Annotated in this window: 23 protein-coding genes; 9 read left to right on the top strand and 14 right to left on the bottom strand. The window is 69.3% G+C overall.

Annotation, left to right across the window (positions count from 1 at the left end; translation table 11 throughout):
- Nucleotides 1-3: 3 nt before the first annotated feature.
- Nucleotides 4-810 carry an alpha/beta fold hydrolase gene (locus JUB11_RS10390; protein WP_207458460.1) on the bottom strand — a complete coding sequence of 269 codons (807 nt, stop codon included), beginning with the start codon at nucleotides 808-810 and terminating at the stop codon, nucleotides 4-6.
- 268 nt (nucleotides 811-1,078) lie between these two features.
- The gene (locus tag JUB11_RS10385) at nucleotides 1,079-1,720 is read right to left on the bottom strand and encodes a dienelactone hydrolase family protein (RefSeq protein ID WP_207458459.1); all 642 of its coding nucleotides are present in this window, start codon (nucleotides 1,718-1,720) and stop codon (nucleotides 1,079-1,081) included.
- 151 nt (nucleotides 1,721-1,871) lie between these two features.
- Here JUB11_RS10385 and JUB11_RS10380 point away from each other — a divergent pair, with 151 nt between their 5' ends.
- Nucleotides 1,872-2,366, top strand: a complete 495-nt coding sequence (locus tag JUB11_RS10380; protein ID WP_207458458.1) for a cupin domain-containing protein — start codon at nucleotides 1,872-1,874, stop codon at nucleotides 2,364-2,366.
- Between the two features lie 35 nt (nucleotides 2,367-2,401).
- On the opposite strand, the gene JUB11_RS10375 is transcribed toward JUB11_RS10380, so the two are convergent.
- On the bottom strand, nucleotides 2,402-3,379 hold the full coding sequence (locus tag JUB11_RS10375; RefSeq protein WP_207458457.1) for an NAD-dependent epimerase/dehydratase family protein: 978 nt from the start codon (nucleotides 3,377-3,379) through the stop codon (nucleotides 2,402-2,404).
- A 285-nt stretch (nucleotides 3,380-3,664) separates the two neighbouring features.
- Between JUB11_RS10375 and cobU the strand changes: the two genes are divergently transcribed.
- Genes cobU through JUB11_RS10360 form a run of 3 tightly spaced genes read left to right on the top strand, consistent with a single transcriptional unit; the run spans nucleotide 3,665 to nucleotide 6,275 of the window.
- Nucleotides 3,665-4,189, top strand: a complete 525-nt coding sequence (gene cobU, locus JUB11_RS10370) for a bifunctional adenosylcobinamide kinase/adenosylcobinamide-phosphate guanylyltransferase (RefSeq protein WP_207458456.1) — start codon at nucleotides 3,665-3,667, stop codon at nucleotides 4,187-4,189.
- Entirely contained in the window at nucleotides 4,186-4,815 is a 630-nt protein-coding gene (gene cobO, locus JUB11_RS10365) for a cob(I)yrinic acid a,c-diamide adenosyltransferase (RefSeq protein WP_207458455.1), read from the top strand. Before cobU ends, cobO begins: the two co-directional genes overlap by 4 nt.
- A gap of 17 nt (nucleotides 4,816-4,832) precedes the next feature.
- On the top strand, nucleotides 4,833-6,275 hold the full coding sequence (locus JUB11_RS10360; protein WP_207458565.1) for a cobyric acid synthase: 1,443 nt from the start codon (nucleotides 4,833-4,835) through the stop codon (nucleotides 6,273-6,275).
- Between the two features lie 8 nt (nucleotides 6,276-6,283).
- Here JUB11_RS10360 and cbiB read toward each other — a convergent pair whose 3' ends face one another.
- Nucleotides 6,284-7,246, bottom strand: a complete 963-nt coding sequence (gene cbiB / locus JUB11_RS10355) for an adenosylcobinamide-phosphate synthase CbiB (protein WP_207458454.1) — start codon at nucleotides 7,244-7,246, stop codon at nucleotides 6,284-6,286.
- Nucleotides 7,247-7,260: 14 nt separating this feature from the next.
- On the opposite strand from cbiB, the gene cobD reads away from it, so the two are divergent.
- A complete protein-coding gene (gene cobD / locus JUB11_RS10350) occupies nucleotides 7,261-8,343 on the top strand; it encodes a threonine-phosphate decarboxylase CobD (RefSeq protein WP_348771405.1) in 1,083 nt (360 codons plus the stop codon).
- 99 nt (nucleotides 8,344-8,442) lie between these two features.
- Nucleotides 8,443-10,095 (top strand): diguanylate cyclase, encoded by a 1,653-nt coding sequence (locus JUB11_RS10345; RefSeq protein ID WP_207458453.1) that lies wholly within the window; start codon nucleotides 8,443-8,445, stop codon nucleotides 10,093-10,095.
- Nucleotides 10,096-10,132: 37 nt separating this feature from the next.
- Here the strand turns inward: JUB11_RS10345 and JUB11_RS10340 are convergent, their stop codons facing one another.
- The 8 genes from JUB11_RS10340 to JUB11_RS10305 all read right to left on the bottom strand — a co-directional run bounded on the left by JUB11_RS10340 (nucleotide 10,133) and on the right by JUB11_RS10305 (nucleotide 20,359).
- Entirely contained in the window at nucleotides 10,133-11,227 is a 1,095-nt protein-coding gene (locus tag JUB11_RS10340; protein WP_207458452.1) for a glycosyltransferase, read from the bottom strand.
- Nucleotides 11,228-11,229: 2 nt separating this feature from the next.
- Entirely contained in the window at nucleotides 11,230-12,330 is a 1,101-nt protein-coding gene (locus tag JUB11_RS10335) for a glycosyltransferase (RefSeq protein ID WP_207458451.1), read from the bottom strand.
- The gene (locus tag JUB11_RS10330; protein WP_348771404.1) at nucleotides 12,330-13,502 is read right to left on the bottom strand and encodes a glycosyltransferase; all 1,173 of its coding nucleotides are present in this window, start codon (nucleotides 13,500-13,502) and stop codon (nucleotides 12,330-12,332) included. Before JUB11_RS10330 ends, JUB11_RS10335 begins: the two co-directional genes overlap by 1 nt.
- Nucleotides 13,503-13,661: 159 nt before the next feature.
- The gene (locus JUB11_RS10325) at nucleotides 13,662-14,783 is read right to left on the bottom strand and encodes a glycosyltransferase family 4 protein (RefSeq protein WP_207458450.1); all 1,122 of its coding nucleotides are present in this window, start codon (nucleotides 14,781-14,783) and stop codon (nucleotides 13,662-13,664) included.
- A 4-nt stretch (nucleotides 14,784-14,787) separates the two neighbouring features.
- The gene (locus JUB11_RS10320; RefSeq protein WP_207458449.1) at nucleotides 14,788-16,101 is read right to left on the bottom strand and encodes a TIGR04295 family B12-binding domain-containing radical SAM protein; all 1,314 of its coding nucleotides are present in this window, start codon (nucleotides 16,099-16,101) and stop codon (nucleotides 14,788-14,790) included.
- Between the two features lie 13 nt (nucleotides 16,102-16,114).
- A complete protein-coding gene (locus JUB11_RS10315) occupies nucleotides 16,115-17,200 on the bottom strand; it encodes an SDR family NAD(P)-dependent oxidoreductase (protein WP_207458448.1) in 1,086 nt (361 codons plus the stop codon).
- The gene (locus tag JUB11_RS10310; RefSeq protein WP_207458447.1) at nucleotides 17,197-18,315 is read right to left on the bottom strand and encodes an NAD-dependent epimerase/dehydratase family protein; all 1,119 of its coding nucleotides are present in this window, start codon (nucleotides 18,313-18,315) and stop codon (nucleotides 17,197-17,199) included. The genes JUB11_RS10315 and JUB11_RS10310 overlap by 4 nt, the downstream gene beginning before the upstream one ends.
- A gap of 151 nt (nucleotides 18,316-18,466) precedes the next feature.
- Nucleotides 18,467-20,359, bottom strand: a complete 1,893-nt coding sequence (locus JUB11_RS10305) for a potassium transporter Kup (RefSeq protein ID WP_207458446.1) — start codon at nucleotides 20,357-20,359, stop codon at nucleotides 18,467-18,469.
- Between the two features lie 873 nt (nucleotides 20,360-21,232).
- Between JUB11_RS10305 and JUB11_RS10300 the strand changes: the two genes are divergently transcribed.
- Nucleotides 21,233-22,636, top strand: coding sequence for an ATP-binding protein (locus tag JUB11_RS10300; RefSeq protein WP_247886974.1), 1,404 nt, complete (start codon nucleotides 21,233-21,235; stop codon nucleotides 22,634-22,636).
- Between the two features lie 111 nt (nucleotides 22,637-22,747).
- Here the strand turns inward: JUB11_RS10300 and JUB11_RS10295 are convergent, their stop codons facing one another.
- A complete protein-coding gene (locus JUB11_RS10295; protein WP_207458570.1) occupies nucleotides 22,748-22,981 on the bottom strand; it encodes a hypothetical protein in 234 nt (77 codons plus the stop codon).
- Between the two features lie 445 nt (nucleotides 22,982-23,426).
- Between JUB11_RS10295 and JUB11_RS10290 the strand changes: the two genes are divergently transcribed.
- Nucleotides 23,427-24,107: a response regulator transcription factor gene (locus tag JUB11_RS10290; protein ID WP_207458445.1), complete on the top strand. Its 681-nt coding sequence runs from the start codon at nucleotides 23,427-23,429 to the stop codon at nucleotides 24,105-24,107.
- Between the two features lie 287 nt (nucleotides 24,108-24,394).
- Here JUB11_RS10290 and JUB11_RS10285 read toward each other — a convergent pair whose 3' ends face one another.
- Nucleotides 24,395-25,135, bottom strand: coding sequence for a LuxR C-terminal-related transcriptional regulator (locus tag JUB11_RS10285; RefSeq protein WP_247886973.1), 741 nt, complete (start codon nucleotides 25,133-25,135; stop codon nucleotides 24,395-24,397).
- 681 nt (nucleotides 25,136-25,816) lie between these two features.
- On the opposite strand from JUB11_RS10285, the gene JUB11_RS10280 reads away from it, so the two are divergent.
- Nucleotides 25,817-26,467 carry a response regulator transcription factor gene (locus JUB11_RS10280; RefSeq protein WP_207458444.1) on the top strand — a complete coding sequence of 217 codons (651 nt, stop codon included), beginning with the start codon at nucleotides 25,817-25,819 and terminating at the stop codon, nucleotides 26,465-26,467.
- Nucleotides 26,468-26,849 lie beyond the last annotated feature (382 nt).

Genomic DNA, 26,849 nt, shown 5'->3' with positions numbered 1-26,849 from the left:
CCGTCAGGCGGCCTGCGCCAGGAGCCGGGCCGCCAGCCAACCGTCGATGTGCCGGGCCACTTCCTCCCAGCCGGTTTCCAGCATCATGGCGTGGCCCAAGGCGGGGAAAAAGACCGGCTCCGTCCCGAGCATCCGCGCCGTGGCCGCCACCTCGGCGGCGGGGAAGAGCAGGTCCTTCTCCGCGCCCAGCACCAGGACCGGGGTGCCGCGCGGGGGCAGGACGGGGAAGGGAATCCAGCCGCCGATCTCCATCAGGATGCGGCGCGATTCCTCCTGCAGGCGACGGTCGTAGCGCGCGGCCTCCTCCTCCGGCATGGCGCCGGAGAACATGGCGCGCCGCAGCGTGCGCGGGTCCGTGCAGCGGGAGCCGAAGGCCATCAGCATCGACATCTGCTGGAACACCGCCGGGTCTCGCCAAGCCAGCCCCATCGTGGACTGCCAGAGCCCGTAGGGTGGGGCCGAGGCCATCAGCACCCCCGCCGGCCCCGCGCGCCGCGCCAGCGCCCGCTGCACCACGATCCCGCCCATGGAATGGCCGATCAGGACCGGCGGGGCGGGCAGCCGCCCCATCGTCTCCAGCACGTCCTCCACGAAATCCGAAAGGCCGAAACCGTCCAGCCGATCGCGCCCCTCGCTGCCGCCATGGCCGCGCAGGCTGACGGCATGGGCCTCCCAGCCCCGCTCCGCGAACCAGGGCAGGAACTTCTCCTCCCAGATCCAGGCGCCGGAAAAGGCGCCATGAACGAACAGCAGCGGCACCGGCCGCGCCGGGCCGGACGGGTGGCGGCTCAGGATTTCCAGATTGGGCATGCGGTCCGTTCGCAAGAGATCATTAGGAAATGAAAGGACGCCACGACGTGGCCGTGGAGATTATCCGACGCTTGACCGCACGGGCGGCCATGCAATTCTCCGTCATCCCCGCGAAAGCGGGGATCCAGGACTGACCGTAACTGCAATCTACTGCAAAGGCTGGACCCCCGCTTGCGCGGGGGTGACGGATAGGTTGATTTCGCTCGAAAGGATAGTGGCACGTTCAGGCAAGCGAGGCCGCCAATCATGATGTACCGATCCTCTCCCCTCAGGCGTCCACCTTCAACAGGTGGGTGGCGAACCAGGAGCGGGCCGAGTCGGTGACGGTGTCGAGCTTGCCCGGCTCCTCGAAGAGGCGGCCGGCGCCGGGGATCACCTCCAGCGCCTTGGCGCAGTGGAGCTGCTCGAAGGCGCGGGTGTTGATGGCGATCGCCGGGCCATCGCGCCCGCCGGCGATCAGCAGGGTCGGGGCGGCGACGCCCTCCAGCCATTCCTCGGCGAGGTCGGGGCGCCCGCCGCGGCAGACCACCGCCTCCACCCCGTCATGCTCGGCCGCGCGCGCCGCCGCCATCAGTGCGGTCGCGGCGCCGGAAGAGGCGCCGTACAGCCCGACGGGCATCCGCTCGACCGGCGTCTCCGCGCGCAGGTAGCGGATCGCCTGAAGCAGCCGGTCGGACTGGCGGTGAACGTCGAAGACGTTGGCGGGGTCCTGCATCTCCTCCTCGGTCAGGAGGTCGATCAGCAGTGTTGCGAAGCCTGCGCGCCGCAGGCCGGCGGCGACATGCCGGTTGCGCGGGCTGAGGCGGCTGCTGCCGCATCCGTGCGCGAACAGGACGGCCGCGCGGAAGCCTTCCGGAAGGGTCAGCGTTCCCGGCAGACCCAGGGGCGGAATGTGGACCTCTGTCTCCATCGGCACCGGTTCCCTCTGGCTTTGCGTACGGAATGCTTCAACAGCCGGCGGCGGCATCCGTGCCGGACGCCGCGCGGCGGACGGTGCGGTTGACGGGTTCCGGCGGCTCGACCAGACTCGGGCGGCACGATCCGCGCCAAGGGAGAAGCCGATGCCGTCCGATGAGATTCCGTCCAACCCAGCCGAAGCTGGACCCGTCGCGCTGGACGCTCATGCCCTGGAAGCGGAGAAGGGCGCCACCGGCTATCCGGAGCCCTTCCGGCACCGGGTGTCCGGGCGGGCGCGGGTCCGGCTGGGCGACCGGTTCGGGCTGACCAATTTCGGGGTGAACATCACGCGCCTGGATCCCGGCGCGGCCTCGGCACTGCGCCACTGGCACACGCGCCAGGACGAGTTCGTCTACGTCGTCGAGGGTGAATTGACGCTGGTCACCGACGCGGGCGAGCAGGTCCTGACGCCGGGCATGTGCGCGGGGTTCCTCGCCGGGCGGCCGGACGGGCACCAGCTCGTCAACCGGAGCGGCGCGCCCGCCGCCTATCTGGAGATCGGAGACCGCACCTCCGGCGACGAGTGCTTCTATCCCGACGACGACCTCGTCTGCCGGAACGAGGACGAGTTCTTCCATCGCGACGGCACGCCCTGGTAAGGCCGCAGACAGGGCCGCGCCGCCGCGGTGACGGATCATTCCGCTGCGGGCCGCAGCGCCTCCTGGCCGAGCAGCGCGTCGAAGTAGGCGATGGTCTTGCCGAGCCCCTCCTCCAGCCGGATCGACGGCTCCCAGCCGAGCAGGCTCTTGGCGCGGGTGATGTCCGGCTTGCGCTGCTTGGGATCGTCGGTCGGCAGGGGGCGGCGTTCGATCCGCGACTTGGAGCCGGTGAGGCGGATGACCGTCTCGGCGAGCTGAAGGATCGTGAACTCGCCGGGGTTGCCGATGTTGATCGGGCCGGTGATGTCGTCGGGGCTGTCCATCAGCCGGACGAACCCTTCGATCAGGTCGTCCACGTAGCAGAAGGAACGGGTCTGGCTGCCGTCGCCGTAGATGGTGATCGGTTCGCCCTTCAGCGCCTGGACGATGAAGTTGGACACCACGCGCCCGTCGTTGGGGTGCATGCGCGGCCCGTAGGTGTTGAAGATGCGCGCGACCTTGATCGACAGCCCGTGCTGCCGGTGATAGTCGAAAAACAGCGTCTCGGCGCAGCGCTTGCCCTCGTCGTAGCAGGCACGCGGGCCGATCGGGTTGACGTTGCCCCGGTATTCCTCAGGCTGCGGGTGCACCTCCGGATCGCCGTAGACCTCCGAGGTGGAAGCCTGGAAGATGCGTGCGCCGAGCCGCTTGGCGAGGCCAAGCATGTTGATGGCGCCGTGCACGCTGGTCTTAGTGGTCTGCACCGGGTCGTGCTGGTAGTGCACCGGCGAGGCCGGGCAGGCCAGGTTGAAGATCCGGTCCACCTCCACATAGAGCGGGATGGTGATGTCGTGGCGCATCAGCTCGAAGCGCGGATGCTTCAGCAGATGGACGACGTTGTCGCGCGAACCGGTGAAGTAATTGTCCACGCACAGGACGTCGCAGCCCTCGGCCAGCAACCGCTCGCACAGGTGCGATCCCAGAAAGCCGGCGCCGCCAGTCACCAGCACGCGTTTTGAGGCATAACTCTTCACGGTGTTCCCTCGTTCGTCGCGGCGTCCGTTTCGATGCGTCCTGCCTGAGGCATGACGATCCGGTCGCTCCGTGTTGGATCTATGTCGGATTCCCTCCGGCTTCTACATTGAACCCGCAACCACAGCCTTTGTTGGTCAAGCATTTGGGAATACCCCGCTTGAGTGGATCAAAAGGGTGCCGGCCTCTGCCTCTTCCGGTGCGATGGCGCTTTGCAGGCGGGCCGCTTTTCGGCTAACCATCCCCGCTCCACCGATCCGAGAGCGCATTTGCGAGGGGGAGCAGCCATGGCGGCCGAGGTCACATTCGTCCTGGGCGGCGCCCGGTCGGGCAAGAGCCGTTTCGCCGAGGGGCTGGTGACGGCGACTCCGGACCGCCGGGTCTACATCGCCACCGGCCAAGCCTGGGATTCGGAGATGGCCGAGCGCATCGCCCGCCACCGGGAGGAGCGCGGCCAGGGCTGGACCACGGTGGAGGAGCCGCTGGACCTCTCCGGAGCGCTGCGGCGGCACGCCGTCGCGGGAACCTCCGTGCTGGTCGATTGCCTGACGCTGTGGCTGTCGAACCTGATGTCGGAGGAGCGCGAGGCCGCGGCGGAGGCTCGCGGCCTGCTCGCCGCGCTGGCCGACGGCGAAGGGCGGGTGGTGATCGTCTCCAACGAGGTCGGGCTCGGCATCGTGCCCGACAACGCGCTCGCCCGCCGCTTCCGCGACGAGGCGGGGCGGCTGCACCAGGCGGTGGCGGCGGCGGCGGACCGGGTGGTCTTCGTCGCGGCCGGACTGCCGCTGTACATGAAGGGAGAGCCGGCATGAGCCCGGATGACGCGACCGAGTCCCAGGCGGAAGCCAACCTCCGCCACGCGGAGAAGATGAAGAAGCGCCAGGCGCTCCAGGAGCGCCGGCTGGCTTCCCGGACGGAGGAGAAGGGTCTCCTCATGGTCCACACCGGCAACGGCAAGGGCAAGTCCACCGCCGCCTTCGGGCTGGCGATGCGCGCCGTCGGCCACGGCATGCGGGTGGGCATCGTGCAGTTCGTGAAGGGCAACTGGTCCACAGGCGAGCAGGTCGCCCTGGAGCGGTTCGAGGATCTGGTGGACCTGCACACGATGGGCGAGGGCTTCACCTGGACCACCCAGGACCGCGAGCGGGACATCGCCGCAGCGAAGGCGGCCTGGGCCAAGTCGCTGGAGCTGATGGCCGACCCGCGCTACGGGATGGTCATCCTGGACGAGCTGAACATCGTGCTGCGCACGGGCTACCTGCCGCTGGAGGAGGTCGTCGCCGCGCTGGCGGGGCGACGGCCGGAGCTGCATGTCTGCGTCACCGGCCGCAACGCCAAGCCGGAGCTGATCGCCGCCGCCGACCTCGTCACCGAGATGACGCTGGTCAAGCACCCCTTCGAGGCCGGCATCAAGGCCCAGGCCGGGGTGGAGTTCTGACCGTGGCCCGCGCCCTCATGCTCCAGGGCACCGGCTCCGACGTCGGCAAGTCGCTGCTGGTCGCCGGGCTGTGCCGGGCCTTCGCGCGGCGCGGCCTGGCGGTGCGGCCCTTCAAGCCGCAGAACATGTCCAACAACGCCGCCGTCACGGCCGACGGCGGGGAGATCGGCCGCGCCCAGGCGCTCCAGGCGCGGGCCTGCGGCGTAGCGCCCACCGTCCACATGAACCCGGTCCTGCTGAAGCCGCAGTCCGACCTGGGGTCCCAGGTGGTGGTGCGGGGGAAGGTCGAGGGCACGTTAAAGGCCGCCGACTTCCAGGCGCGCAAGGGCCGGCTGCTCGGGGTCGTGCTCGACAGCTTCGAGCGGTTGAAGGCCGAAGCCGACCTTGTCCTGGTGGAGGGGGCCGGCAGCCCGGCGGAGGTCAACCTGCGGGCCGGCGACATCGCCAACATGGGCTTCGCTACGGCGGCGGGCGTGCCGGTGGTGCTGGTCGGCGACATCGATCGGGGCGGCGTGATCGCCAGTCTCGTCGGCACCCACGCGCTGCTCCCGCCCGACGAGCGGGCCCTGGTGAAGGGGTTCCTCATCAACAAGTTCCGGGGCGACGTGCGGCTGTTCGACGGCGGCCTGTCCGTCATCGAGCAACGCACGGGCTGGCGCGGCTTCGGGGTGGCGCCCTGGCTGCGCGAGGCGGCCATGCTGCCGGCGGAGGACGCGGTGGCGCTCGATAACTGGACGGCGCGGGCGGGCGGCCGGATCCGGATCGCCGTGCCGATGCTGTCGCGCATCGCCAATTTCGACGATTTCGACCCGCTGGCCCAGGAGCCGGACGTGGCCCTGACCATGGTCCCGCCGGGCCGCCCGCTGCCCGGCGACGCCGATCTGATCGTGCTGCCCGGTAGCAAAACGACGTTGGCCGACCTCGCCTTCCTGCGCGCCCAGGGCTGGGACATCGACCTGATGGCCCATTGGCGGCGTGGCGGCCGGGTGCTGGGCATCTGCGGCGGCTACCAGATGCTGGGCCGCCGGATCGCCGACCCCGAGGGCATCGAGGGGCCGCCGGGCGAGGCGGCCGGCCTGGGTCTGCTCGACGTGGAGACGGTGCTGCTGGGGCCGAAGGTGCTGACCGAGGCGGCGGGCAGCGAACGCACGACCGGTGCCGCCGTCGCCGGCTACGAGATGCACATGGGCCGCACGGATGGCCCCGACCGCGCCCGCCCGATGCTGGCGCTGGAGGATGGTCGTCGGGACGGCGCGGTGTCGGAGGACGGGCGCGTGCTGGGTTGCTACCTGCACGGCCTGTTCGGCGCCGACGGCTTCCGGGCGGCCTTCCTCCACGCGCTGGGTGGAGAAGCCTCGGGCCGCTCCTACGCCGCCACGGTCGAACGCGCGCTCGATGCCCTGGCCGAGCGGCTGGAGGAGCATCTGGACGTGGACGGGCTGCTGGCGGCGGCGGGCTGAAAGCCCGGCTACCAAACCACGGCCAGCAGCGCGGCCCCGGCGAGCAGGGCCATGCAGGCACGGCGGTAGACCGACAGGGCGTCGCGGATGTCGTCGGGCGTGGCGGCGGTGCGGCCGGGGCCGAGCCAGGCGTCCTCGATGCGGGTGGCGCCGTAGGTGCGGGGGCCGCCGAGACGCAGGTTCAGGGCGCCGGCCATCGCCGCTTCCGGCCAGCCGGCGTTGGGCGAGCGGTGGCGGCGCGCGTCGCGGCGCGTCGAGCGCCAGGCCTCCCCGGCCGAGGCGCCAGGGGTGAAGCGCGCGCCGGCGGCGATGGCCAGCGCCGCGAGACGGGAGCCCGGCAGGTTCACGAGGTCATCGAACCGCGCCGCCGCCCAGCCGAAGGCCTCGTGCCGTGGGGTGCGGTGGCCGATCATGCTGTCGGCCGTGTTGACGGCCTTGTAGAGCGCGATGCCCGGCAGCCCGCCGACCAGAAGCCAGAAGGCCGGCGCCACGATGCCGTCGGAGAAGTTTTCCGCCAGGCTCTCGATGGCGGCGCGGCAGACCGCCGGCTCGTCCAGGGTCGCCGGGTTGCGGCCGACGATCCGCGACACGGCGTCGCGCCCGCCCTCGAGCCCACCCCGGCGGAAGCCGTCGGCCACGGCGGCCACATGATCATGCAGGCTGCGCTGGGCGAGCAGGGTGGAGGCGAGCAGCGCTTCCCACAATCCGCCCAGCGGCAGCATGCGGCACAGCTCCGCGATGGCCGAGGCGGCACCGCCGGTGACCAGCAGCAGGACCAGCAGCGCCAAGACGCCCGCGGCCTTGCGCGTTCCGAAGGAATCGCCGTCACGGTTGAGCGCGCGGTCAAGCTGCGCGATAAGCGCACCGATCCACACCACCGGGTGGCGGATACGGGCATAGAGAGCGTCCGGATAGCCGGCCAGGGCCTCGATCACGAGGGCGGCGGCCAGGACGGACGGGTGAAACTCCAAGGGGCGGCTTCCTGATGACGACGGGAAAGGGCGGGATCATGGCGAAATCGGCGCCGCTAACCAAGACCCCGCTGCACGGGATCCTGCATGGCGGCGATCTGGACGGCGCGCGGGCGGCCTTCGCGGGCGCGCCGGAGCCCTGGATCGACCTGTCCACCGGGATCAATCCCTGGCCCTATCCGGTGCCCACCTTGTCCGCCGACGCCTGGACCCGCCTGCCGTCGAGCGCCGCGGAGGAAGGGTTGCGCGCCGCGGCGGCGGCCCGTTACGGGGCGCCCTCGGCTGGGCATGTGGCGGCGGCGTCCGGATCGCAGGCGCTGATCCAGCTCCTGCCGCGGCTGCGGGCGCCGGGAACGGTCGCGGTGCTGGGCCCGACCTACGCCGAGCACGCCGCCTGCTGGGCCGCCGCCGGGCACCGGGTCATGGAATCCGCCTCGCCGGACGAGCTGGAGGGCGACGTGCTGGTGGTCGTCAATCCGAACAACCCCGACGGCCGGGTCCTGCCGGCGGACGCCCTGCTGGCGCTGGCCGCGCGCCAGTCCGCGCGTGGCGGCTGGCTGGTGGTGGACGAGGCCTTCGCCGACCCCGATCCCGAGGCCAGCGTCGCCGCCGCCGTCGGGACCGCGCCGGGGATGGAGGGGCTTCTGGTGCTGCGCTCCTTCGGGAAGTTCTTCGGGCTGGCGGGGCTGCGGCTTGGCGTCGCGCTGGCCGCACCGGGCATGGCGGAGGCACTGCGCGCGGCGGTCGGCCCCTGGGCGGTGTCCGGCCCGGCCCTGGAGGTCGCCAGGGGCGCCCTGTCCGATGAGGAGTGGATATCGGCGACCCGCGCGCGGCTGGCCCGCGAGGCGGACGCGCTCGATCGGCTGCTGTCCGAGTCGGGCCTGACCGTCCTCGGCGGGACCCCGCTCTTCTGTCTGGCCGCCAGCGCCCGCGCACCGGATCTCTATGGCGCGCTCGGCCGCGCCGGCATCCTGGTCCGCCGGTTCGAGCGCCGGAACGACTGGCTCCGCTTCGGTCTTCCGCCCAACGCCGCAGCCGCCGCGCGGCTACGCGCCGTCCTGCAGGAAGCGGCGGTTGAGGAAAAGAGCGGTTCTTAGTCGAAAATAAATTGTTAGCTGCGTCAATAATCTGGCAATCATGACCGCCGCGCGTCCGGAACCGTACCGGAGGCGGCAAAAGGACAAGCCTTCGGCACCATGCTCAATCCCATCGACGGAAGGGTGGAGTCGGCGGGAAGCCGGGAGCGGGAGATGGAATCCTGGCGGAGCGTCTTCGACGCGTCGCCGGCCGGCGTGTGCATCGCAGCACCCGGCGGGACCATCCTCTACGCCAACCCGGCCCTGCACGACCTTCTCGGCTATCCCGCGCAGGGCCTGCGCGGGCTGGCGATGGGGCTGCTCGCGCCCGGAACTGGCGGAGAGGCCGGGCAGGGCGAGGGGGTGGGGCGTCCTGGTGAGCGCCCGCTCCTGCACCGGGACGGCGGCGTCGTCTGGCTGTCCGAAGCGGTGAGCCCGCTGCCCGCCAGGGGCGAGGTCCTCACGCTGCGGATCCTCACCGACGTCAGCGGGTACCGGCGCACGGCGGCCGAGCAGCGCGACCAGTTCCGGATCAAGGAAGTCCTGTTCGAGACGCTGCCGGTCCCCGTTTTCATCAAGAACGGGGACGGGCTGTTCATCGACTGCAACCCCGCCTTCGAGCGCTACACGGGCCTGACGCGCGACGCCATCGTCCGGAAATCGTCGCTGGCCGTGATGGGACCGGACCTCGCCAGCCCGCATGTGGAGCGCGACCGCGCGCTGGCCGCGGACTGGGACCTGCACAGCTATGAGGAGGAGGTGCCCTTCGGCGACGGCTCGACCCGCCGGACGAGCATCACCAAAGCCGCCTTCGCCGACGAATCGGGGCGGCTCGCCGGGATCGTGGGCGTCATCAACGACCTGTCGGAAGGCATACCGACCGAGGCGCGGCTGCAGACCATTCTGGAGCAGAGCCCCATCGGCGTCTCGGTGTCCCGGCGCAGCGACGGGCGCATCCTTTTCGCCAACACCCGCTTCGCGGAACTGATCGGCCTGCCGCGCGAGCGCATCGTCGGCAGCCTGGCGCGTGACTATTACCGCGACGCCGACCAGCGGGGCCGCGTGGTCGAGCGGCTGAAGGCCGGGGGCTCCGTCGTGAACATGGAGGTGGAGTTCCAGCGCGCCGACGGCTCGCCCTTCTGGGCCCTGTTCACCGTGAACCAGGCGGTGGTGCTGGGCACGCCGGTCAATCTCGCCTGGATCTACGATTACACGGAACGGCGCTCCATGGAGGAGACGCTGCGCGACATGGCCTCGCGCGATCCGCTGACCGGCATCCACAACCGCCGCGCCTTCATGGACCTCGCGCGCCAGCAGGTGCTGCGCGCGCAACGGCTGGACAAGCCCGTCTCGGTCTTCGTGCTGGATCTCGACCATTTCAAGTCGATCAACGACACCCACGGCCATGTGGCGGGCGACGAGGCGCTGCGCATGGTGGCGGGCTGCTGCCAGCTCCTCCTGCGCGGCTACGACCTGCTGGGACGCATGGGCGGGGAGGAGTTCGTCGTGCTGCTTCCCGGCGCCCCGGCCGAGGTGGCGCTGAGGGTGGCGGAGCGGGTGCGGCAGCAGTTGGAACGCACGCCGGTCCTCGGCCCGGAGGGGCCGTTCCAGCTCACCGCCAGCATCGGCGTGGCCTGCATGCAGGGGCCGGAGGACACGCTGGACCGGGTGATCCACCGCGCCGACCAAGCCCTGTACCGGGCCAAGAACGGGGGCCGCAACCGCGTGGCGGCGGACGGGCCGGCCCTCGCCGAGCCGGTCCGTCCGCTTTGACCGGGCTTTCCCCTTCCAGGCGCCCGCGCCGCCCCCGCTACAGCGCCCGCACGGCCAGCCCGCCGGCGCGGACCTCGGCGACGTAGCCTTCCAGTTCGGCCGCGCGGCGCAGGCCGGTGTGGGAGGCGAGCACGCGGCGGCGGGCGGCGCGGCCGAGGCGGCGAGCCTCGTCGCCCGGCGTGTCGCGCAGCCAGCGGACCACCTGTTCGGTGTCGTTGGTGATCAGGATCTCCTCGCCGGGCTTGAACAGCGTCTCCAGCCCGTCCCAGGGATCGCTGATGATCGGGGTGCCGCAGGCCGCCGCCTCGAACAGCCGGACCGACGGCGACCAGCCCGCCGCCACCATGTCGGCGCGGGTCACGTTCAGGGTGAAGCGCTGGGAGTTGTAGAAGCGCCGGTGCTCGGCCGGCGGCAGATGGTCCAGCCGCTCAACGTTGCCGGGCCACTGGATGGTGGCCGGGTATTGTGGCCCGGCGACGATGAAGGAGCCGCGCTCCCAGGCGCGGGCCGGCTCGGTCAGGAGACGGTCGAGCGTCGGCTGGCGGTCGTCGCTGTAGGTGCCGAGATAGCCCATGTCCCAGCGCACCGGTCCCAGCTCCGGGTAATAGCCGTCGGGATCGACCGAGCAGTAGAGGACGCGGGCCCGCTGGGCGCCGAACTCCCGCTCCAGACGGTCGAGCATCGGGCCGCCGGTGAAGGACAGGTAGAGGTCGAAGCCGGGCAGCACCTCGGTCGAGATGTACTCCGTGTCGCCGCGCTCCAGCCGGGCGACGGTGACCGGCGTGTCGATGTCGTAGAAGGCGGTGACGCCCTCGGCCGTGTCCTGGACCCAGCGGGACACCGCCACCCCTTCCGGCACGTAGGAGCCGACGATCACGAGGTCGGCCTCGCGCACCGCCTGGGCGTGGCGGCCGTCCAGCTCGTCCAGGCTGTCATAGAGGGCGACCTGGCAGAAGTCCGGCCGGGGCATGTCGCGGTTCGAGGCGTACCAGGGCTTGTCGCGTTCCAGGAACAGCACGCGGTGCCCGCGCGCCGCCATGCCCTTCAGCAGGGAGCGGAAGGTGGTCGCGTGCCCGTTCCCCCAGGAGGAGGTGATGGACAGGCCCAGCACGACGACGTTCAACGTGCGCATCTTCACACGCCCTCCTTCACGCTCGCGTCGGCGCCGGTCAGAAGCTTTTCCACGAGCACGGCGCGGCTGTCGTAGGTGTGGTCTGCCAGCACGCGCTTCAGCGCCGCCTGCCCGATGTCCCGTGCGCGTTCCTTCGTCAGGGAGGCGACATGCTCGGCCACCTCGGCACCGTCGCGGGCGACCAGCACCTCGACGTCGGGCTCCAGGAACATTTCGATGCCGACCCAATGGTCGGTGATGAGGCAGGCGCCGGCCCCGGCCGCCTCGAAGACGCGGGTGGCCGGCGAATAGCCCATCCGCGCCATGCTCTCGCGGCTGATGTTCAGCACGGCAAGGCCGGAGCAGTTCAAGGCGTTGTGGTCGGCCGTGTAGACGTGGCCGATGGTTCGGACGTTCGCCGGAACCCCGGCCTTGTCGTGCCAGCCGTTGCCGGCCAGCAGGAAGCGGCGGTCGGGCAGGCGGGATGCGGCGTCCAGGAAGAACTGCTCGACCCGCTCCTCGCGGTCGGGCAGCCGGTTGCCGAGGAAGGTCAGGTCGGTGTCGAACCGCTCGTCGTAGGGCACGGGATGGTGGGTGTCCGGGTCGAGCGCGTTGTAGACCGGCACGCACATCCGGGCGCCCAGCGCCGTGAAGGCGTCGACCACGGGCGGGCCGCCGCCGTAGGTCAGCACCATGTCATAGTCCGGGATCACGCGGCGCAGCACGGCGGACGGGTTGGCGTCCAGCTCGGCCAGCGTCGCCGGCGCGTCCACGTCCCAGTAGATGGCGAGCCCGCCGGGCCGCCGTATCGACAGGACACCCTCGGCCAGCTCGTCGTCGAAGACGCCGACGCCGCTCGCCTTCACCACCACGTCGGAGCCGCGCCCCATCTCCAGCGCGCGGTTCAGCCCCTCCTGCGTCGCCGGATAGACGACGACCTTGGCCCAGGGCGGATCGGCGATGTCGCGGTGCTTCTGCCGCTCGTAGGCGTCCGGCTCGTAAAAGGTGACCCGGTGGCCGCGCGCGGCCAACGCGCGGATGATCCCCCGGTAATAGGTCGCCGCCCCGTTCCAGTAGGCGGACACGAGGCTTGATCCGTAAAAGGCGATGTCGAGGCCGGCCATCAGACGATGCCCTCCTTCAATGCGGTTGCGGGCATGGCGGATTCGCGAGCGGGCGCGACCAGCGTGCGGCAGATCGCCAGCAGTTCCTCCACCCGGTGGGCGCAGCCGTGGCGGTTCTGGATGGTTTCCAGCCCGTTGCGGGCGAGGCCGGCGGCGAGGTCGCGGTCGGACAGGACGGCGCGCAGATGCTCCGTCATCTCCTTGCCGTCGCGGGCGACGAGATAGTCGGTGCCGGGGCGGAACAGCCCCTCCGCGTCGTCCCAGGGCGCGCAGACCAGCGGTATGCCGCAGGCCAGCGCCTCGAACACCCGGATGGTCGGGATGCCGGGCAGGGCCTGCACGTAGGGGCGGCGGGGAACATGCACCGTCACCCGGTGGCGGGCGAAGAGGTTCGGCGCCTCGTGGTTGGGCAGCCAGCCGCCATACTGGATTCGGGCGTCGCGCAGGGCCTCCAGCGCGTCCGCCGGGTAGCGCACGCCGTGGACCCGCGCCTTGAGCCCGAGCCTCTTGACCGGGTCCAGCAGGAACTCGTGAAGCTCCGCCGTGCGCTCGTCGTCGCCCCAATTGCCGACCCAGACAAGCTGGCCTTCCAGCGGCTCGCCGGGGATGGGGCGGAACAGCACGGTGTCCGCCGCCTCGTGCCAGGTCCAGGCGCGGCCGGCCCAGCCCAGATCCAGGTAGCGCTGGCGCAGCACCTCGCCGAAGGCCAGCACGCCGTCGTAGGCGGACAGGTCCAGCGCCGCCATCTCCTCCGGCTTGGAGACGATGCGGTGGTGGGTGTCATGGAACAGCAGGCGGAAGCGCCCGCCGGCCGCGCGCTTGCGCCCGATCGCCGCGACCAGAGCCGGGTCGGTCCATTCATGCACCAGGACGACGTCGGCGCCGTCCAGCGCCTCGTCCAAGTCGAGCGAGTCGAAGTCGTAGGTCTCGGACCTCAGGCTCGGGAACACCGCATGGAACCGGGCCACCGCCGCCTCGCCGGCCTCGGCCAGCATGTTCTCGCGGCTCCAGCCGCCGGCAGGCTCCAACACCCGGACCGCGTGGCTGCGGGCCTGAAGTTCCCGGACGACTCCGCGCAGGAAGTGGGCGTTGCCGTGGTTCCAGTCGGAGACCAGGGAATGGCAGAAGATGACGAAGCGCATCGGCTCCCACTTGGTCTGTGAAGGGGGCATGTCGGAAGGAACGCGCCGGGGAGCGGCATGGTTGCCGGTCCCCGAGCTTCTTCTTCTACTTTCCTGCCTCGCGGTGCGGCTGCGAAGGCTGGGAAAAGCGGTAGTCTGGCGCGCCTAGCCGGGCATAGGCGGTTCAGGAGGAGGAGATCCGCTCCGCCTTTAGGCGAGGGTCTGGTCCCGGCGGGACTTGGCGATCAGTTCGGCGTAGACGTCGAGCGTGCCGCGCACCATCCGCGCCGCGCCGTAATCCAGCGCCCGGCGGCGCGCCAGTCCGGCCAGCGTCCTGACGCGTTCCGGCTGGTCGATCAGCGTCCCCAGCGTGCGGGCGAGCCCGGCGCCGTCATCGGGGCGGACGAAGAGGGCCGCACCGTCCCACAGCTCCCGCAGGCTCGGGATGTCGCCGAGCACGAGGGCGCAGCCCGACAGGGCCGCCTCCAGTGGTGCCAAGCCGAAGGGCTCGTAGCGGGCGGGATGGGCGAAGATCGAGGCGCGGCCGAACCAGCGCGCCATCTGGTCCGGCGGCAGCAGGCCGAGATGGCGGGCATGGACCGGCGGCTTCGGCTGGCCGTCCGGCCCACGGTCGTCCCCGGCGATGAAGACCGGCCAGCCGAGCCGTCCGGCGACCGAATCGAGGGTTTCGATGTTCTTGGCCTTGTCCCAGACCCGGCCGGCGGCCAGGATGAAGGGACGCTTCATCAGGGGATGGTAGAGCTGCGGGTCGCGCCCGTTGGGGACGACGCGCGCGCGGGGCAGGGGGCCGTAGTGCCGGGCCAGCGCGTCCAGCATGGCCTGGGTCGGTGCGGTCACCATGTCGGCGAGGCGCAGCCCGTCGGCGACGCGGGCGGCGTAGCCGTCCCAGGAGGGTGGCGCGTCTTCCCCCAGCACGGCGCGCCACCAGGACAGGACGCAGGAGTGGCCGACGCACAGCACCGGCGCGCGGAACGGCAGGGACGCGTCGGCGTATCCGTTCACATGCACGACGTCCGGGCGGATACGGCGTTCCAGCTCCAGCAGCCAGTCGCCGACCGCCTGACGGTCCTGCTCCGCCCCGTCCATCCATTCCAGCCGGAGGGGAGATTCGTCCAGCGTCAGGCCGGGGATCCGCGCCGCCACGGCGCGGCGGGCCTCGTCCGGCGCCGGCCCCATGACGGCCAGGGAGGTGGAGACGCCGAGCCGGGACAGCCCGCGCCCCAGTTCCATCGCATAGTCCCAGACGCCGCCGACCGCATCGACCGTCATCAGCACACGGGACGGCAGGGCGGACGGCGCGCCTCGGCTCATGGGGCTACTCCGCCGCCCGCAGGGGCAAGGGCTCCAGCCGTTCCAGCTCGTTCAGCGGCATGGGCGCCTGCTCCTGGAAGTCGCTGAAGCGGCCGTAGCTGGTCCGGTAGAAATCCACCGCCCGTTCCCACGCGTCGTCGTCGGGCAGGCCCCAGCGCATCCGGTAGTCCGGCGAGCCGGGATAGGGGAACAGCGGCACCGGATCGTTGGCCCAGACACCGTGGGCACGCATGTGGTCGCGCCAGGCGGCGATCTCCGCCGGGTCGTCCTCCTTGGACAGGATCAGATTGGCCTGGACGAAGGGCACGACCTGCTTGGCGAGGATCAGGCGCTGGGACAGCTCGTCCGTGCCCATGCGGCACTTCTTGTCGAGTGCGGCGCGGCCCTCGACCGTCAGGCTTTCCACCCCCGCCTCGATCGAGACGCAGCCGGCCTTGCCCAGCAGCTCGATCATCGGCGGCTTCCACAGGTCGAGCCGGGTCTGGATACCGAACTTGATCGGGCGCTCGGCGAGCGCTTCCAGCAGCGGCTGGTTGGGCAGGAAGATCTCGTCGATGAAGTAGATGTACTCGACACCCTGGGCGATCAGCCCGTCGATCTCCTCCAGGATCACCGGGACGGGCCGCTTGCGGTAGCCGTCGCGGAAATTCTCCTTGGCGCAGAAGGTGCAGTGATAGGGGCAGCCGCGCGACGCCTCGACCTCCGCGCCGGGGCCGGTGGGGGCGCCGTCGAAGCGGTGATGGTGGTGGTCGTGGCGCTTGATCCACTCGTCGGGCCAGTGCAGCGCCGGCAGGTCGGTGAAGACCGTGGCCGCCGGGCCACCGTTGACGATGATCTCCCCACCCTTCTCCGCCCAGGTGCAGACATGCTGGACGGCGCGCCAGTCGGACGTGTCGGCAAGGCGGACCAGCACCTCCTCGCACTCGCCCATCACCACCGCCTCGACGCCGAGCTTGCGCAGCGCGGTTCGCGGGGTGGTGGAGCCGTGCGGGCCGACGCCGACCATGCGGCCGCCGACGTCGCGGAGGGCGGCAACGGTCTGCATGGGCACCCGCAGCTCCGGCGGGGCGCAACGCCAGAACAGGTAGCTGGGCGCCGTCGTGACCACGGTCATGTCGGGGGCGAAGGCCCCGACACGGGTGCGGAGCTGGTCCATGTCCAGCCCGAAGAGCTGGGCGTCGATGATCTCGACCTCATGGCCGGCGCGCTCCAGCAGGGCCTTCGCGCAGCCGTATTCCAGCGGCAGGTGGGCGTCGCGGCAGCCGAAATAGATGCTGCCGTCGAAGCTCCAGGGCGGGTTGACGAGCGCGACTTTCATGCGGCCATCCTCCTCACGCGACGCGCTGGCGGTCGGCCGGAACGGCGCGGGCCTCGGTCAGCCAGCGGGAGAGCCGCATCAGCCCTTCCTCCACCCCCACCTGCGGGCGCCAGCCCGTGCGGGCGAAGAAGCCCGTGGTGTTGGAGACGTACCAGGGCTGGTCGCCCGGCCGCCATTCGTCGAAGCGGACGTCCGCCTTCCTGCCGATCAGGCTGGGGAAGCGCTCCAGAAGCTCGACGAGGCTGACCGAATTCTCGATGCCGCCGCCGATGTTGAAGGCCTCTCCCTGGATCGACCCCATCCGCTCCACGGCCAGCAGCAGCGCGTCGACCAGATCGTCCACGAAGAGGATGTCGCGGACCTGGTGGCCGTCGCCGTAGAGCGTGATCGCCTCGCCCGCCAGGGCGGCCTTCAGGAAATGGGCGACCCAGCCCTGATCCTCGGTCCCGAACTGGTGCGGGCCGTAGATGCAGCTCATCCGGAAGACGGCGGCCGGGATGCCGTAGGTGCGGGCGTAGTCCAGCACATACTGGTCGGCGGCACCCTTGGAGCAGCCATAGGGGCTGGCGAAGTCCAGCGGCTGGTTCTCGCCGACGCCGCGCCCGGCCATCAGCGCGTCGCGCGGGGCGTAGCGCTCGCCGACGCGGGTGAAGGTGACGCCCGGCAGCTTGCCGTAGACCTTGTTGGTCGAGGTGAAGACCAACGCCGGCGGGGTCTTCTGCGCCCGGATGGCTTCGAGCAGGGTCAGGGTGCCGCCGGCGTTGACGGTGAAATCGTGCACCGGATCGACCAGGCTGGTCGTCACCGCGACCTGGGCCGCGAGGTGGAAGACCGCGCGGGCGCGGGAGACGGCGGCCTCGACGGTCGCCTTGTCGCGGATGTCGCCGATGACGGCCTCGATCCGGTCACCATGGGTGGCCTGGAGCCAGGCGAGGTTCTGCTCGACCCCGGCGCGCGACAGGTTGTCGAGGATGATCACGCGGCGGCCCTCGGAGGCCAGCCGGTGGGCGAGATTGCAACCGATGAAACCGGCGCCGCCGGTGATCAGAACGCTGTCGGCGGTGATCCTGCCGCTGGAGGTCCGTGCGAGATCGCTCATGCCGACAGCCCCCGGCGGGCCAGTTCGGTGCGCATCTGATCGACGCGGTCCACCGCCACCTGGCGGCTCAGCCATTCGGCGAGTTCGGCGAGGCCGACCTCCAGCGGGACCTTGGGCTCGAAGCCCAGCGTCTCGCGGGCCAGCGTGATGTCGGCGAAGCAGTGGCGGATGTCGCCGATGCGGCAGGTGCCGGTCACTTCCGGCTCGATGTCGGGGCGGCCGACGGAGACGGCGAGCTTCTGCGCCACGTCGCGCACGGTGCGGCTGACGCCGCTCGACACGTTGAAGACCTTGCCCGGCGCGTTCGCGTGGGTGAGGCCGAGGCGGCAGGCCTGCACCACATCGTCCACATGGACGAAGTCGCGCCGCTGCATGCCGTCCTCGAAGATCATCGGGGCCTTGCCGTTGAGCAGGCGCGACGCGAAAATCGCCAGCACGCCCGTGTAGGGGTTGGACAGCGCCTGCCGCGTGCCGAAGCAGTTGAAGAAGCGCATCGCGACGGTCGGGATGTTGTAGGCCTCGCCGATGATCAGGCAGAGGCGCTCCTGCACATACTTGTTCAGGGCGTAGACCGAGGCGAGGCCGGGGCGGTGCGTCTCGGGCGTGGGGACCGGGGTCAGCGGGCCGCCGGTCGGCGACACCGGCTCCCACAGGCCGGCCTTCTGCTGCTCGACGGAGCGGCTGCTCACGTCCACGGCGCGGCCCTGCTCGTCGAGATACAGGCCCTCGCCGTAGATGCTCATGCTGGAGGCGACGAGCAGGCGCTCGACCGGGCGCTCGATCAGCGCCTGCAGCAGCACGGCCGTGCCGTGGTCGTTCACGCCGGTGTAGTCGCCGACCTGGTACATGCTCTGGCCGACGCCGACGCGCGCCGCCAGGTGGACCACCTCGTCCACGCCTTCCAGCGCGCGCGCGACGGCATCGGGATCGCGCACGTCGCCGACCTGAAGCTCGATGTCGGGGGCGAGATAGTCGGGGCGGCGGCCCTTTTCCCCATGGACCTGCTCTTCCAGGGAATCCAACACCCGAACGCGGTGCCCGAGGGCCAGCAATTCATCAGCTAGATGGGAGCCGATAAAGCCGGCGCCGCCGGTGATCAGCACTCTGCGCGTCATAGGGGTTCCTCCACCGCGTCTTAGTCAGTCGCGTGAACGTACTTAGGAATCCCCGAGTTCCTTGAAAAGTCTTCCTAATTTTGATTCTTAAGTCTTAGGACTGGTGTCTTGGCCTTTCGATTGGGATGATTCATGCCTTTAGTTCAGGCGATTAAATCTCGACTTGGGTACCCAATTCGACGACACGGCCGGGCGGGATGCAGAAGAATTCCGTGGCCGACAGCGCTGTCTTGTTCAGCAGGATGAACAGGGGTTCGCGCCAGCGCGGCATGCCGTCGCGGCGCGACGGGATCAGCGTCTCGCGGCCCAGGAAGAAGGAGGTCTCCATCATATCGATGTGCAGGCCGTAGCGGCGGCACTGCTCCAGGCTGCGCGGGATGTTCGGCTGTTCCAGATAGCCGAAATGCAGGATCACCTGGAAGAAGCCCTTGCCCAGCTTCTCCACCGACATGGCGCGGTCGGGGCCGACCCGCGGCACGTCGTCGATGGTCACGTTCAGGATGACCACCCGCTCGTGCAGGACCTTGTTGTGCTTGATGTTGTGCAGCAGCGGATGCGGCACGACGTTGGGGTTGCCGGTCATGAAGACGGCGGTGCCGGCGACGCGCTGCGGCGACTGCGGCGACAGGCGCGACAGGAACATGTCCAGCGGCAGCGCGTCGGCGTAGAGCCGGCGGGAGAGCAGCCGGCGGCCCTGCCGCCAGGTGCTCATCAGGAAGAACACGGCCAGAGCCACGACCAGCGGGAACCAGCCGCCCTGCGGCACCTTCAGCATCGTGGCCGAGAAGAGCGCCAGGTCGATGATCAGGAAGGCCGTGAAGGCGCCGGCGATCACCAGCGGGTTCCATTTCCACAGCCGCCAGGCGACCACGGCGAGCAGGATGGCGTCGATCACCATGGCGCCGGTCACCGACACGCCGTAGGCGGCGGCGAGGTTGCTGGAGGAGCCGAAGCCGACGACCAGGATCAGCACGCCCGCGAGCAGCAGCCAGTTGTTGCGGGGGATGTAGACCTGGCCGATCTCGTGCTCCGAGGTGTGGCGGATCTCGCGGCGGGGCAGATAGCCGAGCTGCACCGCCTGGCGGGTCAGCGAGAAGGCGCCGGAGATCACGGCCTGGCTGGCGATCACCGTCGCGGCCGTGGCCAGCACCACGAGCGGCAGCAGCGCCCAGCTCGGGGCCAGGTGGTAGAAGGGATTCTCCAGGGCACCCGGCTCGTGCAGCAGCAGGGCGCCCTGGCCGAAATAGTTCAGCAGCAGGGCCGGCAGCACGAGATAGAGCCAGGCGACGCGGATGGGGCCGCGGCCGAAATGGCCCATGTCGGCGTAGAGCGCCTCGGCGCCGGTGACAGCCAGCACGACGGCGCCGAGCGCCATGAAGGCCACGAAGCCGTGCGAGCCGAACAGCAGCATCGCGTAGTAGGGGTTGAGCGCGCGCAGCACGTCCGGCCAATGGAAGACCTGGATGAGGCCGAGAATGCCCAGCGTGCTGAACCACAGCAGCATGACCGGACCGAAGAAGGCGCCGACCCGTCCGGTCCCGTGGCGCTGGACCGCGAAGAGAAGGACGATCACCACGATGGTGATCGGGATGACGAAGGGCTCGAACACGGGTGTGACGACCTTCAGCCCCTCCACCGCGCTCAGCACCGAGATGGCGGGGGTGACGAGGCAGTCGCCGTAGAAGAGCGCCATGCCCAGGATGGCCAGCGCCACGATGGAGCGTTCCCGCCAGCCCGGCCGCACGCCGCGGCTGGCGAGCGCGCCCATCGCGAGCACGCCGCCCTCGCCGCGGTTGTCCGCGCGCATGATCAGCATGACGTATTTGATCGTCACGACCAGGATCAGGGCCCAGAAGACCAGCGACAGGATGCCCAGCACCGTCGGCTCGTCGAGTGGAAGGCCGGTTTCCGCGAAGGCTTCCCTGAGGGTGTAGAGCGGGCTGGTCCCGATGTCGCCATAGACGACGCCGAGCGCGCCCAGGATCAGCGCGGGCCGATGACCGGAGCCGGCCTGATGTTCGGCCGGCTGACTCGCGGCTTCCATGAACGGTCTTCCTCTAAATCCGCAGGCATCCACTTGCCCGGTCGCCCCGGGCGAAGATCGGTCCGGAGCATCAACGGCGAAGTCGCACTTATATCACTCCGCCGCGGCGGCACCACTCCGTTTGCACGGCTGGCGGAGGTCCGCCCAAGGGGGCGGGCGTGGGCCGGGCAGGGGGAGCGTGCGGCGGGAAAGCGACCAGCAGGAAAGCGCGGCAGGCACGGGTAGAAACCGTGAACAAAAAGGAACGGAGCGTAAACTTTGCCGTTGCCGTTCTCTCTTCGTTCTGTTACCTCTTCCGGCACGGTCCTCGACGGGAACCCGGCTTCGGTCGAGAAGCCGGCGCCGGGCGGGGAGGCGGACGAAAACCTTCCCCGCACGTCACGGGGGCAACACTCGGAAGAGAGGCGATCATGTCGATGCTGGCTTTCCTGCGTGAGGTGGTCTCCCTGTCGGTTCTGATCGGCGTGATCTACGGATGGACCCTGGTCGGTCACCTGCTGGTCGTCTGACGCCAGATCCGGCGGCAATCCGGGCCGCAGCACCGGTCCACTGAATTGCCGGTACCCTTCGCCGAAAGGAGTCGCCGTTCGGGAACTCCCACGAGGGGATGATATCCGAAATCCCAAGCGCCCCGGCGGCGTGAAGCCCTTACATCCGGATGGTGCGTTGGGAGCGATCCGCCAAGGCGCGGATGCGCGACACGCCCCTCGATCAAGCGCATCGGCCGGACCGGCCGGTGCGGCAACGCGGACTGCTCAAGGCACGGGACGGATGCGAAACTTCTTTCGGAAGAGGCGGGCCACCGCCGTGGCGGACGAACGGTTTGTGGCGGAGGGCGGTGGGATCACCGGCCCGGGTGGCGGCGCGCCGCCCATGAAGCCGCCCCAGGCTCCACATCTGCGCCCCGTCGGGCCCGCGGACGCCATGCGCGGCCCGGACCCCGGCCGGGGCGGGATGGCCGACGACCACCGGGCACGGCCCTTGTCGGCCGGGCCGGCGGCGGGGCGGCTTGCCTCGGCGGACACCGACATGGAGATGCCGCGCTTCACCATGTCCGTGAACGGCGGCCTGCGCGGCCCCGGCGCCATGGCGCCGGCGATGCTGAAGGGCATGACGCCCGAGCTGAACGGCCTGCTGCGCGAGGCCTTCACGCCGACACGCCCCAAGCAGGCGCTGAACTCGCTGTTCATCGGCCGGACGGACACCATCCGACGCGTCATCTCCGCCATCGAGGAGGAGCGGGCGCATGTCATCCTCTTCGGCGACCGCGGCCGCGGCAAGACCTCCGTCGCCAACGCCATCGAGAAGATCGCCGGCGAGGCGGGCTACCTGTCGCTGAAGCTGACCTGCAGCGCGGAGCTGACCTTCGAAGACATCTTCCGGCACTTCCTGAAGAAGATCCCCTCGACCTACTACCGGTCCGGCCTCGACAACCCCTACGCCTCGCGGCGCAGCTTCACGAGCTTCAACGAACTGCTGCCCGAGGGCACCTTCAGCGTGACCGAGCTGAACGAGGTGCTGTCCGGCATCCACGCGACGCATGTCCTGCTCATCCTCGACGAGTATGACCGCGTCACCGACGAGGATTTCCGCAACAAGCTGGCCGAGCTGTTCAAGAACCTGACGGACAGCTCGATCCCCGTGACCCTGCTCGTCGTCGGCGTGGCCGAGAACCTGGACCAGCTGCTGGGCAAGCACCCGTCCATCCAGCGCTCCCTGGTACCCGTCCACCTGCCGCTGATGACCGACCAGGAGATCGGGCGTCTGCTGCAGGCCGGTGCGGACAACGCGGGCATTTCCTTCGCGCCGGATGTCGTGCAGCGGATCTGCGAATTCGTGCGCGGTCTGCCCTATTACGCCCAGCTTCTCGGCCTGCACGCGGCGCGCAGCGCCGTCAGCCGCGGCGGGCGGGTGGTCGAGCGGGAGGATCTCGCCTACGCGGTCGCCCGCTGCCTGCAGGAGGCGGAGCGCGGCATCGTCGACTCTTACGCCCGCGCCCTGGCGGCCGAGCGGCGCGCCGAGCTGGAGGACCTGCTGCTGGCGGCGGCGCTCTGCCCGGCGGACGCCTACGGCACCTTCAACCCGACGGACCTCGCGGGCAGCGTCGGCGAGCCTTCCTCCGAGGTGTTCGGGATATTGGAGCGGCTGACACGCGAGGATCACGGCGGCGTTCTGGAGGCGGTGGTCGAGCCGGGACGGACCCGCTACCGCTTCCGCAACCAGATGATGCGCCAGTATGTGCTGATGCGTCAGGCGCAGGAACGCGGCCAGATCTGAGGCCGCGCAAGCGGGAGCCGGCGCCCGGACCATCGGCGCCGCGTCAGGACAGAGCCCTTCCCCACCGGCCGGCGGGGAAGGGCTCTGTCTTTTCCGTTCAGTTTTGCCCGTTCATGAATCCAGCGCGGCGGCGACCGCCACGGCACCGGCCACCAGGGCGACAAGGCCGGCGACGATCAGCAGGCTGCGCAGGAACTGCCGCATCTCGCCCTGCTTCCAGGCGCTGCGCGCCAGCAGGCCGAGATAGCCCGCCACCACCAGTCCGATCGTCTGCCACGCCGTCATGCCGGTCACCATGCCCTTCGCTCCGGTGGAAAGCGACAGGTTCGGAGCGCCGCCTTCCATGGGAGCCTTTGGCGGGAGCCTCAGCCTTCCGGCCGATGAACGCAAGGGGCGAATTCGCACGTCCGTGCTCGTCTACCCCGCGTTGGTTGGCAACAACCCATTTTCAAAGGTTTGAACGATGCCGCTAATCGCAAGCGGAGGAAGGTTACCTTTGTCCAATGATTGTAACAGTACCACCTAATCGAAGACGAAATGGCGTTGTTTTGCTGCTTACGTGTTTATGTATTACCCAAAATTGAAAGAACCTTTGCGCATATGTCTAATGCATGTTCCCTTTAACTCCCGGAGGAGGTGACATTTATTACAGCGCGTGAGTATGATCCCCCAAAATATCGGTGCAACGGGGCCAAGCAAGGGCGGGGTTGGGAAGCCGAAGGTGTCGGAATGTCGGAAAGATTTCGCCACGAGTCTTGAAGCCCTTTCCAAAATACCGCGGGAGCTGACCATGGAACCAGTGCGCGCCTTTTTGATCGACTCCAACAAACTTTTCAGAGAAGGCTTGAAGCGTCTCCTGGGCGAATCCTCCTTTTACATCTCCGCCGAGGCCGGCAACCTTCGGGAGGCGCTCGGCGCGGTGGAGAACGGCCTCAGCCCGCAACTCATTCTGCTTGACCTGTCCAGCGGCGGCGACGAGGAGGCGGAGGGCATGCGCCGTCTGCGCGCGCAGCTTCCCGACACGCGCATCGTCGTGCTGACGAGCGAGTTGTGCACCCGCCGCCTCACGAACGCGCTCGAGGCCGGCGCCGACGGCTATCTCATGAAGGATCTGTCCTCGGACGCCCTGGCGCAGTCGCTGAAGCTGGTGATGATCGGCGAGAAGGTGTTCCCGACCCATCTGGCGGCGCTGCTGATCAGCGGGCGGGTGAACGGCAACAGCGCGGAGATGCCGATTTCCCGCAAGGGCTTGTCGCAGCGCGAGGTGCAGATCCTGCGCTGCCTGCTCAACGGCGATTCGAACAAAATGATCGCCAACCATCTCAGCATCACCGAGGCCACCGTCAAGGTCCACCTCAAGAGCCTGCTGCGCAAGATCAACGCGTCGAACCGCACCCAGGCCGCGATCTGGGCTCTGAACAACGGGGTCGGCGGCGACATGGCCGGAGTGCCGGCCATGGCCGCGCAGTAGCCTTCCGGCGGGCCTCGCTCCGCCGCAAGTCCTGCGGCGGAGGCTGAAAGCGAACGCTGTCAAACATCAATTGGCAAGCATTATGGCGAAGAACGGTGGCCCCCGCTCGGGATGCGAGCGGGGGCCACCGTCATGCCTATGCCATGCCGGATGGAGCCGCGTCCTTGAGGCCGGACCGGCTGAGGGCCTTGCGGGCCAGGCGTTGCGAACCGTCAGGGATGCCGGGATGGTATGGGGCCTGGCCGCATGGGGAGCCCCGGCCGGAAAGGTCCGGCCGGTTGGCGGTGTCAGGCGTTCGGCCGATGGCCGGCCGCTACATGCATCTGCGGCGGCGTGATGCCGCTGCGGGCGGAGAGTAGCGCGCCCTGCTGGCGCGCCGCGAACACGCCGGCCTCGGTGCGGTTGCGGAAGTGCAGCTTCGACAGGACGCTGCGGACCATCGACTTGATCACCGCCTCGGACAGGTCGAGCTGGTTGGCGATCGTCCGGTTGTTCAGCCCCTGGCCCAGCAGGCGCAGGGTTTCGAACTCCGGTTCCGACAGCCTCGGCAACAAGGTCAGACGGATCTCGTCGACGCCGAGGCGCGACAGGAACTGCTTCGGCATGAGGCAGTGCCCCTCGAGCCCGAGGTCCAGCAGCTCGTTGATCCGGTCGACGTTCAGATCCTCGAACACCCAAGCGTCGGCGAAGGCGAGGATATGCGCCGCGTCCAGCAGTTCGCGCGACGACAGGACGACGACGATGCGGGAGCGCCGCGACAGCCGCAGATAGACCATCGGTTCGTTCTCGCGAAGCGCGGTGAACTGCTGAAGCCCGATCAGGATCGCGTCGGGGGTCAGCGTGCTCTGCGTCAGCTCGGACAGGTCGTGAAGCACCGTCAGGCGGTGGCGGCCCGCGCGTTCGAGCTGCTGAACGACGGTGTCGGTCAGCGCGCTATTGTCGAGAATCAGGCAGACGTGCATTGCTGTCACCGCGTTGCGGGTCGGGTGGGATGCTTTCTCATGGGCGTACTCATGGGTCATGTGCATGGGTCAGCTCTTGTTGGAGGCATCTTGGCCCGCCCCGTGAGGGCGCTGTCGCCGCGTGCGTTGGTTGTCCGCGCCTTGACCGGCGGTGGTGGTTGAGCGATTCATCAAAAGTCCCCGGCATCTCGTCAAAATTGCAAAGTAACTTGACAGGTCGATAATCATCTTATTATTTGCCGGCCCCTAGGTAAATCAAACGATGGACTATCATTCAACATCTCCAAGAGCATCTGTTCGGAGACAGGGGAGCTCTGAACGATAACACTTATGCAGTGCTGCCTATGTGAAGGTAAGTACATCCCACCGCTTCCGGGTAGCTGACCTATACCGAAGTGGTGGCGGAATGGGGGGCTTCGATGACGCCGCGGGGGCGGGTTCGGCGATGGCCTGTATTTTGATAAAAATAGGCGCGATTTTCCGGGATGGAATCGGTTGGTCCGATGACTTTTTGCACCTATGACCTTCGTCCGAAGGACTCGCGTTCGATCGCAAATCGCTTGTCGAAGGTGGAGTTTTCCGGCGGCAAAGGACCTATGGCGCTTGTCCGTATACGGGATCAATAACCAATGTGGTACCTGTCTAATACGTTTTCGGGGCTGAACAATACCCGGATGCGGAAGGCGCCAAGCCGAGAGACGAAGCAAAGGTCCGGCAGGGCCGGCATAACGAAGGTGGACAGGAAACATGAAGATCCTGATCGGTGACGACCATCTGCTGTTCCGGGAAGGCCTGCGGCGTTTGCTCGAGCAGCTGCACGCCGACGCGGTTTTTGTCGAGGCGGGCACGTTCGGCGAGGTCGTCGAGCAGTGCCGCAGCGGCACCGGCTTTGACGTCGTGCTGATGGACCTCCACATGCCGGGCTGGCCCGGTTTCGAAGGGCTGCGCGAGGTCCAGAGCCTGCAGCCCGGCGTTCCAGTGGTGGTGATCTCGGCTTCCGAGGCGCTGAGCGACATCCGCGGCGCCCTGGACCACGGCGCCACCGGCTACATTCCGAAATCCAGCAGCGTCAAGGTGATGATGGGGGCGCTGAACCTCGTCTTCTCCGGCGGCATCTATCTTCCGCCCGGCGCCCTCAGCTTCGGCACCGCCGCCGATGCCGCACCGCGCCGCCGCGCGATGGAGCTGACCGAGCGCAACGGCGGCAGCTACGGCCTGACGCAACGCCAGCGCGAAGTGCTGGAGTGCCTGCGCGCCGGCAAGTCCAACAAGCAGATCGCTTATGAGCTGGGCCTGTCCGAAGGCACGGTGAAGATCCACGTCACGGCGATCTTCAAGTCGCTCGGCGTGAAGAACCGGACCCAGGCCGTCATCGCCGCCGCCGCGATGGCTTCCTGATCGCGACGGAGCCACCCCAGGCTCGCACCTTACTTGGTGACCGACGAGGCCGCGAACGCACCGATCCCCCGGTGCGTTCGCGGCCTCGGCCGTTTCCGGCCCCGGCCGGATTATCGCCGAGCGCGAGTCCTGCTCTTTGAGCCGCGCAGGGAGGCGGCTCGCGAGCTCCGGCACGCGATTCGTCCCGCCACGCCGCAAGGCGCGGGAGTCGGGCGGAACCCGCCGGCCGCATCCCCGCCCTGGGCCGCTCCATGGAATGGCGCGCCAGCACCCCGCCGAACCGGCCCATTCGGGCCTCGTGCCGCCGATCGAAAGCGTTGCGCCTTGACCGCGAGCGGTAGCCTCTGCTATCCGGCCCTTTGATTCTTCCGCAAGGTCCCGG

This window comes from Azospirillum sp. SYSU D00513 (genome assembly GCF_017356015.1).
GTDB lineage: Bacteria > Pseudomonadota > Alphaproteobacteria > Azospirillales > Azospirillaceae > Azospirillum.
Note: the sequence above shows the minus strand (reverse complement) of the source record. Positions and strands in the feature narration are given on the sequence as shown.

Coding starts and splice junctions, on each gene's coding strand:
- JUB11_RS10380 (WP_207458458.1), top strand. CDS start 1,872: ATGCCGTCCGATGAGATTCCGTCCAACCCAGCCGAAGCTGGACCCGTC.
- JUB11_RS10295 (WP_207458570.1), bottom strand. CDS start 22,981: ATGGAAGGCGGCGCTCCGAACCTGTCGCTTTCCACCGGAGCGAAGGGC.
- JUB11_RS10360 (WP_207458565.1), top strand. CDS start 4,833: ATGCTCCAGGGCACCGGCTCCGACGTCGGCAAGTCGCTGCTGGTCGCC.
- JUB11_RS10335 (WP_207458451.1), bottom strand. CDS start 12,330: ATGGCCGGCCTCGACATCGCCTTTTACGGATCAAGCCTCGTGTCCGCC.
- JUB11_RS10320 (WP_207458449.1), bottom strand. CDS start 16,101: ATGAAAGTCGCGCTCGTCAACCCGCCCTGGAGCTTCGACGGCAGCATC.
- JUB11_RS10280 (WP_207458444.1), top strand. CDS start 25,817: ATGAAGATCCTGATCGGTGACGACCATCTGCTGTTCCGGGAAGGCCTG.
- JUB11_RS10285 (WP_247886973.1), bottom strand. CDS start 25,135: ATGCACATGACCCATGAGTACGCCCATGAGAAAGCATCCCACCCGACC.
- cobO (WP_207458455.1), top strand. CDS start 4,186: ATGAGCCCGGATGACGCGACCGAGTCCCAGGCGGAAGCCAACCTCCGC.
- JUB11_RS10340 (WP_207458452.1), bottom strand. CDS start 11,227: ATGCGCACGTTGAACGTCGTCGTGCTGGGCCTGTCCATCACCTCCTCC.
- JUB11_RS10325 (WP_207458450.1), bottom strand. CDS start 14,783: ATGAGCCGAGGCGCGCCGTCCGCCCTGCCGTCCCGTGTGCTGATGACG.
- JUB11_RS10345 (WP_207458453.1), top strand. CDS start 8,443: ATGCTCAATCCCATCGACGGAAGGGTGGAGTCGGCGGGAAGCCGGGAG.
- cobD (WP_348771405.1), top strand. CDS start 7,261: ATGACGACGGGAAAGGGCGGGATCATGGCGAAATCGGCGCCGCTAACC.
- JUB11_RS10300 (WP_247886974.1), top strand. CDS start 21,233: ATGAAGCCGCCCCAGGCTCCACATCTGCGCCCCGTCGGGCCCGCGGAC.
- JUB11_RS10290 (WP_207458445.1), top strand. CDS start 23,427: ATGGAACCAGTGCGCGCCTTTTTGATCGACTCCAACAAACTTTTCAGA.
- JUB11_RS10330 (WP_348771404.1), bottom strand. CDS start 13,502: ATGCCCCCTTCACAGACCAAGTGGGAGCCGATGCGCTTCGTCATCTTC.
- JUB11_RS10305 (WP_207458446.1), bottom strand. CDS start 20,359: ATGGAAGCCGCGAGTCAGCCGGCCGAACATCAGGCCGGCTCCGGTCAT.
- JUB11_RS10385 (WP_207458459.1), bottom strand. CDS start 1,720: ATGGAGACAGAGGTCCACATTCCGCCCCTGGGTCTGCCGGGAACGCTG.
- JUB11_RS10310 (WP_207458447.1), bottom strand. CDS start 18,315: ATGACGCGCAGAGTGCTGATCACCGGCGGCGCCGGCTTTATCGGCTCC.
- JUB11_RS10315 (WP_207458448.1), bottom strand. CDS start 17,200: ATGAGCGATCTCGCACGGACCTCCAGCGGCAGGATCACCGCCGACAGC.
- cobU (WP_207458456.1), top strand. CDS start 3,665: ATGGCGGCCGAGGTCACATTCGTCCTGGGCGGCGCCCGGTCGGGCAAG.
- JUB11_RS10390 (WP_207458460.1), bottom strand. CDS start 810: ATGCCCAATCTGGAAATCCTGAGCCGCCACCCGTCCGGCCCGGCGCGG.